General features: G+C 69.6%; 9 protein-coding genes. 1 reads left to right on the plus strand and 8 read right to left on the minus strand.

The window, feature by feature from the left end; genetic code table 11:
- The first annotated feature begins 6 nt into the window (after positions 1–6).
- Positions 7–1,023 (plus strand): 1-aminocyclopropane-1-carboxylate deaminase, encoded by a 1,017-nt coding sequence (locus KCH87_RS20445; protein ID WP_210587610.1) that lies wholly within the window; start codon positions 7–9, stop codon positions 1,021–1,023.
- Here KCH87_RS20445 and KCH87_RS20450 read toward each other — a convergent pair.
- The 8 genes from KCH87_RS20450 to KCH87_RS20485 form a co-directional block, all read right to left on the minus strand.
- On the minus strand, positions 1,020–1,442 hold the full coding sequence (locus KCH87_RS20450) for a nuclear transport factor 2 family protein (RefSeq protein WP_210587611.1): 423 nt from the start codon (positions 1,440–1,442) through the stop codon (positions 1,020–1,022). The genes KCH87_RS20445 and KCH87_RS20450 overlap by 4 nt on opposite strands.
- Before the next feature lie 87 nt (positions 1,443–1,529).
- Positions 1,530–2,744, minus strand: a complete 1,215-nt coding sequence (locus tag KCH87_RS20455; RefSeq protein WP_210587632.1) for a TerD family protein — start codon at positions 2,742–2,744, stop codon at positions 1,530–1,532.
- A gap of 73 nt (positions 2,745–2,817) precedes the next feature.
- Entirely contained in the window at positions 2,818–3,039 is a 222-nt protein-coding gene (locus KCH87_RS20460; RefSeq protein WP_210587612.1) for a hypothetical protein, read from the minus strand.
- A 220-nt stretch (positions 3,040–3,259) separates the two neighbouring features.
- Positions 3,260–4,249 (minus strand): zinc-dependent alcohol dehydrogenase family protein, encoded by a 990-nt coding sequence (locus KCH87_RS20465; RefSeq protein WP_210587613.1) that lies wholly within the window; start codon positions 4,247–4,249, stop codon positions 3,260–3,262.
- Positions 4,246–5,091 carry a carbohydrate ABC transporter permease gene (locus tag KCH87_RS20470; protein WP_210587614.1) on the minus strand — a complete coding sequence of 282 codons (846 nt, stop codon included), beginning with the start codon at positions 5,089–5,091 and terminating at the stop codon, positions 4,246–4,248. Before KCH87_RS20470 ends, KCH87_RS20465 begins: the two co-directional genes overlap by 4 nt.
- Positions 5,088–6,026 carry a carbohydrate ABC transporter permease gene (locus KCH87_RS20475; protein WP_210587615.1) on the minus strand — a complete coding sequence of 313 codons (939 nt, stop codon included), beginning with the start codon at positions 6,024–6,026 and terminating at the stop codon, positions 5,088–5,090. Before KCH87_RS20475 ends, KCH87_RS20470 begins: the two co-directional genes overlap by 4 nt.
- On the minus strand, positions 6,023–7,393 hold the full coding sequence (locus KCH87_RS20480) for a sugar ABC transporter substrate-binding protein (RefSeq protein ID WP_210587616.1): 1,371 nt from the start codon (positions 7,391–7,393) through the stop codon (positions 6,023–6,025). Before KCH87_RS20480 ends, KCH87_RS20475 begins: the two co-directional genes overlap by 4 nt.
- A gap of 119 nt (positions 7,394–7,512) precedes the next feature.
- Complete coding sequence (locus KCH87_RS20485) at positions 7,513–8,283, minus strand: DeoR/GlpR family DNA-binding transcription regulator (RefSeq protein WP_210587617.1); 771 nt, start codon at positions 8,281–8,283, stop codon at positions 7,513–7,515.
- Between the last annotated feature and the right edge of the window lie 359 nt (positions 8,284–8,642).

The raw sequence follows: 8,642 nt of genomic DNA on the forward strand, positions 1-8,642 counted from the left end.
GGCTCCATGTCCCTCTCCTCGTACGAGCGTTACCCCCTTCTCCTCGGCCCCTCGCCCGTGCACCGGCTGGAGCGGCTCACCGAGCATCTCGGCGGTGCCTCCCTCTGGGCCAAGCGCGAGGACTGCAACTCCGGTATCGCATACGGCGGCAACAAGACCCGCAAGCTGGAGTACCTGGTCGCCGACGCCCTCGCGAAGGGCTGCGACACGCTCGTCTCGATCGGCGGGGTGCAGTCGAACCACACCCGTCAGGTCGCCGCCTGCGCCGCCCGCGCCGGGCTCAAGTGCGTGCTCGTGCAGGAGAGTTGGGTGGAGTGGCCCGACTCCGTCTACGACAAGGTCGGCAACATCCTCATCAGCCGCCTCGCCGGCGCGGACGTACGGCTCGTGCGGGCCGGGTTCGGGATCGGCTTCAAGGAGAGCTGGGAGCAGGCGCTGCGCGAGGTGGAGGAGGCGGGCGGCACGCCGTACGCCATCCCCGCCGGTGCCTCCGACCACCCGCTCGGCGGCCTCGGCTTCGCCGGGTGGGCGTATGAAGTCGCCGAGCAGGAGCGGGAGTCGGGGGTCTTCTTCGACACCGTGATCGTGTGCTCGGTGACCGGGTCGACGCAGGCCGGCATGGTCGCCGGGTTCCGTGCGCTGGAGGAGGCGGGCGGACGGCAGCGGCGCGTGATCGGCGTCGACGCCTCGGCCGCGCCCGTCCGCACCCGGGAGCAGATCGCGCGCATCGCGCAGGGCACCGGGCAACTCATCGGCGTACAGAAGGAGTTGACGGAAGTGGACGTCGAGCTGGACGACCGGTACCACGCGGGCACGTACGGGATTCCCGATGAGACGACGCTCGCGGCGATGCGGCTCGCCGCCCGGACCGAGGGGATGGTCACCGACCCCGTGTACGAGGGCAAGTCGATGGCCGGGATGATCGACCTGGTCCAGCGCGGGGAGATCGGCCCTGATTCCACCGTGCTCTACGCCCACCTCGGCGGACAACCCGCCCTCAACGCGTACAGCGCCCTGTTCTAGGCGCGGCCCATCGCGCGGGCCAGGCCGAGACCGTCCATGTAGTCGCGGACGTGCACGATCAGGTCGTCGCGGACCCGGATGACGAGGAGTCCCGGGACGGAGAAGGACCGGCCGGTCGTGGTCAGGGTCCCGCTGACGGTCTGCTCCACGACGATCACCTCAGGGTCGGTGCTCTCGTGCACGACGACGTCGTGGATCTCTCGCGGCTGCGCCGGGCTCCCGCCCCAGGCCGCCCGATAGCCGGCCCGGACCTCTTCGCTGCCCTGGAAGCGTGGGGGCATGCCAGGGGCGGTGAATGGGAATTCGTGGACGCCGTCGACCGCGTACAGGTCCGCCAGGTCGTCCGCGGACATGTCCAACATCGCTTGCTGATAGCGGGCCAGGATGTCACGAAGGCCTGATGCAGGCGGGGTGGGCATGGCGGGCTCCCTGATTGCAGGGCTGGAAAAGGCGTTGATCGCAGGGCGCCCCCGCGGGCGGGGGCGCCCTGCGAATCGTAGCGATTCCTACAGCGACTGGGCCGCCGGCTTCACCATGCCCCGTACCGTGCGGGACTTGACGAAGTCGCCCATCGCCGTCATCTCCCACTCGCCGGAGAACTGGCGGATCATCTTCGCCATCAGTACGCCGGTCTGCGGCTCGGCGGTGGTCAGGTCGAAGCGGACCAGCTCCTCGCCGGTCGCCGCGTCCAGGAGGCGGCAGTAGGCCTTGGCGACCTCGGTGAACTTCTGGCCGGAGAAGGAGTTGACGGTGAAGACCAGGCCGGTGGCGTCCTGGGGGATGCGGCCGAGGTCGACGACGATGGTCTCGTCGTCTCCTCCGCCCTCGCCCGTGAGGTTGTCGCCGGAGTGCTTGATCGCGCCGTTCAGGATGGACAGCTTGCCGAAGTAGCAGCTGTCGATGTGGTTGCGCTGCGGGCCGTACGCGATGACCGACGCGTCCAGGTCGATGTCCTTGCCGCGGTACGCCGGCTCCCAGCCGAGGCCCATCTTGACCTGGGAGAGCAGCGGGCGGCCGCCCTTGACGAGGGACACGGTCTGGTTCTTCTGGAGGCTGACCCGGCCCTTGTCGAGGTTGATCTTTCCGGCGCCGGGTGCGGGAGGCGCGGGCGGGGCCGGTGGAGCGGCGGGCGCCTGGGGCGCCGGGGGCGTGGACATGGGTGGGGCCGGCGGGGTGACCGGGGGCTGCATGGTGGGCTGCGGCGGGGCCACGGGGGCGGCCGGGGCCGGTTCCTCCACGCTGACGCCGAAGTCGGTGGCGATGCCGGCCAGGCCGTTGGAGTATCCCTGGCCGACCGCGCGGGCCTTCCATGCGCCGTTGCGCAGATAGATCTCCACGACCACCAGGGCCGTCTCGGAGCCGAGCTGCGGGGGCGTGAAGGTGGCCAGGACGTTGTTGTCGGTCGCGTTGCGGATCGTGGCCGTGGGTTCAACGCCCTGGAAGGTCTGGCCGGCGGCGTCCGGGCTCGCCGTGACCACGATCTTCTCGATGCCCGGGGGGAGCGCGGCGGTGTCGACGGTGATCGCGTCGGGGGCGGTGCCGCCGCCCGAGCGGTACGTCACGCCGGGGCCGCTGGGCTGGTTGTAGAAGATGAAGTCGTCGTCCGAGCGCACCTTGCCGTCGGCGGTGAGCAGCAGGCCCGATACGTCGAGCCGCACCGGGGCGGCGACGTCCACCGTCACGCGCGCGGTGGAGAGAGGGATGTTCGAGCCGGGGGTCATAGCTGTCATGCCCGGTGAACGAGCGAGGGCGTTTTACCGTTCCCTTACCCGGGGGCCAATTGGCTGAGTGGGTTCAGTGACGGTTGCGGGGGTGGTTGCGGGCCGTGCGTTCGTTGCCGCGCTTGTAGTTTCCGGTCCAGCGGGCCATGACGAGTTGGGGGTCGGCCGTCTTGACCTCGTCGCGGAAGCGGTCCGCCCGGGAGCCGCGCAGGGTGGTTGCCTGGCGGCCCGCGTGCGTGATCACGACTGTGCCGTCGGGGCGGTCCTCGTAGTGGAAACCTTGGGGTTTCGGCATGGTCGGGATGGTACGGGCGTGCGCTGCCGCGGCCCAGCGGTTTTCGCCCCCGCCGCCCCTACCCGTCCCGTCCTGAAGGGGCTCCGCCCCTTCGACCCCGCTCCTCAAACGCCGGAGGGGCTGACTTACTCAGCCCGTCCGGCGTTTGAGGACAAAGCGGGGGTCTGGGGGCGCAGCCCCCAGGGACGGGACGGGTAGGGGCGGCGGGGGCGAGAGAGGTCTACGGGACGACCACGATCTTGCGGCCGACTCCCGATGCGAACTGGTCCAATGCCTCCGGGTACCGGTCCAGCGGGATCCGGTCGCTGATGAAGACGTCGGGGTCGAGAACCCCGGTCGCGAACAACTCCGCCGCGCGCTCGAAGCTGTGGAGGACCGCCATGGAGCCGGTGATGGTGATCTCCTGGTTGTAGATGCGGTACGGGTCGATCGTCACGCGCGTCGCGTAGTCCGCCACCCCGAACTGTAGGAACGTGCCCGCCTTCGCCACCCGGTCCAGACCGTCCTGGATCGCCGCCGCGTTACCGGTCGCGTCGATGACGAGGTCCCAGCCCTGGGGCCGGTCGAGTTCGTCGGGGTTCGCGGCGGAGCCCGAGACGCCCAGGCTGCGAGCCGTTTCCAGGCGGGTGGGGTTGAGGTCGACCACGTCCACGCTCGCCGCGCCGGTCCGCTTGGCGAGCTCCAGCATCATCAGGCCCATCGTGCCGGAGCCGTAGATCAGGACGTGGGCGCCGAGGCGGGACTGGAGGACGTCGTAGCCCCGGACCGCGCAGGACAGGGGTTCCACCAGTGCCGCGTCCTGGGTGCGGACGTGTTCGGGGAGCCGTACGCAGTTCGCCACCGGAGCGACCGCGTAACGTGCCGCGCCGCCGGCCGTGGTCACGCCGATCGCCGCCCAGCGCTCGCAGAGGTTGTTGTGGCCCGTACGGCAGTAGCGGCACTCGTAGCAGTACAACGAGGGGTCGACCGCCACCCTGTCGCCCACCGACAACTCCGTGACCTGCGTGCCGACCCCTACCACCTCGCCCGCGAACTCGTGCCCGGGCACGATCGGCAGCTTGGGCGCGAACTCGCCCTGGAGGATGTGGAGATCGGTGCCGCAGAGGCCGCAGGCGGCGACCTCGACGACGACCTGGCGGGGGCCCGGCGTCGGGTCGGGGACCTCGGCGACGACGGCCCGGCCCACGGACTCGATGACGGCGGCCTTCATTTCACGGCTCCCAACGACAGGCCCTGGACCAGCTTGTCCTGGGCGGCGAACCCCGCGGCGAGCACCGGCAGGGAGATCACGAGCGACGCGGCGCACACCTTGGCCAGGAACAGGCCCTGGCTGGTGATGAAGCCGGTCAGGAAGACGGGGGCTGTTTCGGCTACGACGCCGGTCAGCACCCGCGCGAAGAGCAGTTCGTTCCAGCTGAAGATGAAACAGATCAGTGAGGTCGCGGCGATGCCGGGGAGGGCGATGGGGGCCACCACGCGCGCGAGGATGGTCGGCAGGTTCGCTCCGTCCACCCTTGCCGCCTCGATGACCTCCACCGGGACCTCGGACAGGAACGACTGCATCATCCACACCGCGATCGGCAGGTTCATGGAGGTGTAGAGGATGACCAGCAGCCAGATGTTGTCCAGCATGTCCGTGTTCTTCGCGAACAGGTAGATGGGCAGGAGGCCTGCCACTACCGGCAGCATCTTCGTGGACAGGAAGAAGAACAGGACGTCCGTCCACTTCTTCACCGGGCGGATCGACAGGGCGTACGCCGCCGGCAGGGCCAGGAGGAGTACGAACAGCGTCGATGCCACCGATGCCACGGTCGAGTTGATCAGGGACGGCCAGGGGCTGGCGCCGCCGCCCGTGCCGAAGAACTCGCGGTAGCCGTCCAGGGTGAGGGCGGCCCCGAAGGACGGTGGGTTGGTCGCCGCGTCCTCCTCCGAGTGGAAGGACGTCAGCGCCATCCAGGCGATGGGCAGGAAGAAGACGATGCCGGCCAGCCAGGCCACCAGGCCCAGGCTTACGCCCTTGCGCTTGCGGATGCGTACGGCGATGTCGCTCATGCGCGGCCCACCTCCTCGCGGAACAGGGACGACACGACGCGCAGGGCGAAGGTCGCGATGATGATCGAGCCGATGACCACCAGGACGCCCGCGGCCGAGGCGAGGCCGTTCTCGTGGGCCTGGTAGAAGCTCTGGTAGACGGTGTACGGGAGGTTCGCGGTGCCCAGGCCGCCCGAGGTGATCGTGAAGACCGCGTCGAAGTTCTGGACGATGTAGATCGAGCCCAGCAGGGCGCCCAGCTCCAGGTACCGGCGCAGGTGCGGGAGCGTCAGATAGCGGAAGATCTGCCAGTCGCTCGCGCCGTCCACCCGCGCGGCCTCCATCTGCTGCTGGTCGCGGCTCTGTAGGCCCGCCAGCAGGATTAGCATCATGAACGGGGTCCACTGCCAGACCAGGGCGGCCTCGACCGCGAGGAGCGGTGTGTTGGAGATCCAGTCCGGTTGTGGGCCGCCGACGTAGTGCAACAGGCCGTTGAACAGGCCGTATTCGGGGTTGTAGAGGACGTGCTTCCAGAGCAGCGCGGCGGCCACCGGGACCACCAGGAACGGGGCGATCAGCAGGGTGCGGACCAGTCCCCGGCCCTTGAACTTCCGGTCCAGGAGCAGCGCCAGGACCAGGCCGAGGACGAGGCTGGCCAGGACCACGGCCACGGTGAGCAGGACCGTGGTCCACACCGAGCGGCGCAGGTCGGCGTCGGTGAGGACTTCGGAGTAGTTGCCGAAGCCGGTGAACTCGCGGGCGTCGGGGTAGAGCGAGTTCCAGTCGAAGAACGAGATCACCAGCGTGGCCACGAACGGCAGCTGGGTCACGACGATCATGAAGATCAGGGCGGGGAGGAGGGGGGCGCGGGTGGCCCAGGCGCGCATGCGGCCCGAGGGGCGCTTCACGGCGCGGACGGATGGTGCGGAGATCGGAGCGGTGGTCGTGGCGGTCATCGTCCCTCGTACTCCTCGGAGATCTTCTCGGCGAGCTGCTGGGACTTCTCCAGGGCCGAGTCGACGGACTGGCGTCCGGCGATGGCCGCGCTGATCTCCTGGGAGACCTTGGTGCCGAGGTCGGTGAACTCGGGGATGCCGACGAACTGGATGCCGGGCGCGGGGCGCGGCTGCACTCCCGGGTCGGTGGGCCGTGCGCCTTCGATGGCCTCCTTGGTCATCTCCTGGAAGGCGGCCGCCTCCTGGCGGTAGTCGGCGTTCTCGTACGTCGACGCGCGCTTGCCGGCGGGCACGTTGGACCAGCCGATCTCGTCGCCGACCAGCTGCTCGTACTGCTTGCTGGACGCCCAGGACACGAACTTCCAGGCGTTGTCGGGGTTGCGGGAGGCGTCCTGGATGCCCCAGGCCCAGGTGTAGAGCCAGCCGGAGGACTCGGTCTTCTCGACCGGGGCGGGGGCGTAGCCGACCTTGCCCTTGACCGGGGAGTCGGCGGACTCCAGGGAGCCGGCCGCGGAGGTGGCGTCGTACCACATGGCGACCTTGCCCTGGGTCATGTTGTTCAGGCACTCGGCGAAGCCGGACTGGGGGGCGCCGGACTCGCCGTGGTCGCGGACGAGGTCGACGTAGAACTTCACGGCCTTCTCCCACTCGGGGGAGTCGAGCCGGGCCTTCCAGTCCTTGTCGAACCAGGTACCGCCGAAGGTGTTCACGACCGTGGTGAGCGGTGCCATGACCTCGCCCCAGCCGGGCAGGCCGCGCAGACAGATGCCCTTCATCCCCGACTCGGCGCCGTCGAGTTTCGCGGCGAGGTCCGCCACCTGGGTCCAGGTGGGGTGGGCGGGCATGGTCAGGCCCTCCTTCTCGAACACGTCCTTGCGGTACATCAGGAAGGACGACTCGCCGTAGAAGGGCTGGCCGTAGAGCTTGCCGTCGTCGGCGGTGAGGGACTGGCGCATCGGCTTGAGGACGTCCTGTTCGTCGTACGCCGGGTCCTTGGCGACGTAGGAGTCCATCTCGTGCAGCCAGTCGTTGCGGGCGTAGATCGGAATCTCGTAGTTGGACAGGGTCGCCACGTCGTACTGGCCCGCCTGGTTGGCGAAGTCCTGGCTGATCTTGTCGCGGACGTCGTTCTCGGGCAGGACGGTGAAGTTCACCTTGATGCCGGTCTCCTTGGTGAAGTGCGCGGCGGTGAGCTTCTGGAGCTCCACCATCTGCGGGTTGTTCACCATGAGGACGTTGATCGAGTTGCCGCCCGATCCGGCCCCGCCCGCGCCGACCCAGCAGCCGGTGAGCAGCGGGGCGAGCAGCGTCCCTGCGGCGACCGCGGCGAGTGTGGCTCGCGGCCTCCGACGGCTCTGGGTTCGCATGGATCGCTCCTGAATATATGGGGAGATAAGGGGTGTTGCCGGGCGTGAGAGCGCCCTACAGGAGGTGCGTTGGATTTTCAGACCCGGATGATTGGACCCGGATGATTGGACCTGGATGACTAGACCCGGATGACCTGCGGCCCCAGCAGTGAGTAGCGATGGGCCTCGGCCGTCGGGAGCAGTGTGCTGGTGACGATCGCCTCCAGTGCGCCGACCTCCGCGAACCGGCAGAAGCTGACCGCCCCGAACTTGGTGTGCACGCCCGCGAACACGGTGCGCCGGGAGGCGCGCACGGCCTGCGCCTTGACCTCGCTGACCGCGGGGTCGGGGGTGGTCAGACCGTGTTCGCGGGAGATGCCGTTGGCGCCGATGTAGGCGAGGTCGATGACGAAGCCGGCGAGCATCTTCGTCGTCCAGTGGTCGACGGTGGCGAGGGTGCCGGAGCGGACCCGGCCGCCGAGGAGCAGCACCGAGATGTCCTCGGCCTCGGCGAGCGTGCCGGCGACCGGCAGGGACGCGGTGACCACGGTCAGCGGCCGGTCCCGGGGGAGCGCCTCGGCGATGAGCTGCGGGGTGAACCCCTCGTCGACGAAGACGGTCTCGGCGTCCCCGAGCAGCTCGGCCGCGGCGGCCGCGATACGTCGCTTCTCGGGGACATGGCTGGTGGCACGGAAGGCGAGCGTCGTCTCGAAACCGGCGCTCTCCACGGGATACGCGCCGCCGTGTGTGCGGCGGACAAGGCCGTGGTCCTCCAGGGCGCGCAGATCCCGTCGTACGGTCTCCTTGGCCACGCCCAGTTCGGCGGCGAGCGCGGTGACGTCGACCGAGCCGCTGGCGCGGGCGACCTGGACGATCTCCCGCTGGCGTTCCTCTGCCGTCCTGATGCTCATGGCCGACACCTGCCTCCGTGCTACGCGCTTCATTGCCCGTTCGGGCCCGGTGAGGCCCTTGGAGGAAGTTGTACAGCGGGTACGCGGCACTGACCAGGTCTGTTGCGCGCCCGATACTGCCCGTGTGTGCCCGTTCGACTCTCCGCTTGCCCGCCTCGGACCAGCGCGGCTGTCGAAAAGGGCGTGAGATCGGGCACGAGCGGTGCCCGGATACGGCGAGGGGGGGGGCCCCTTCGGGGCCCCCCCCCCCCCCAGAGGTTCCGCCCCAGAAATCAGAAAGGCACGACGGGGGGGGGGGCCCCCCACGGGGGGGGGGGGGGGGGGGGGGGGCGGGTCTCCCCGGCCGGCCCCCCCCCCCC

Origin of the sequence: Streptomyces sp. GESEQ-35, from assembly GCF_017948485.1 — a bacterium.
In the GTDB taxonomy this organism is placed as follows: domain Bacteria; phylum Actinomycetota; class Actinomycetes; order Streptomycetales; family Streptomycetaceae; genus Streptomyces.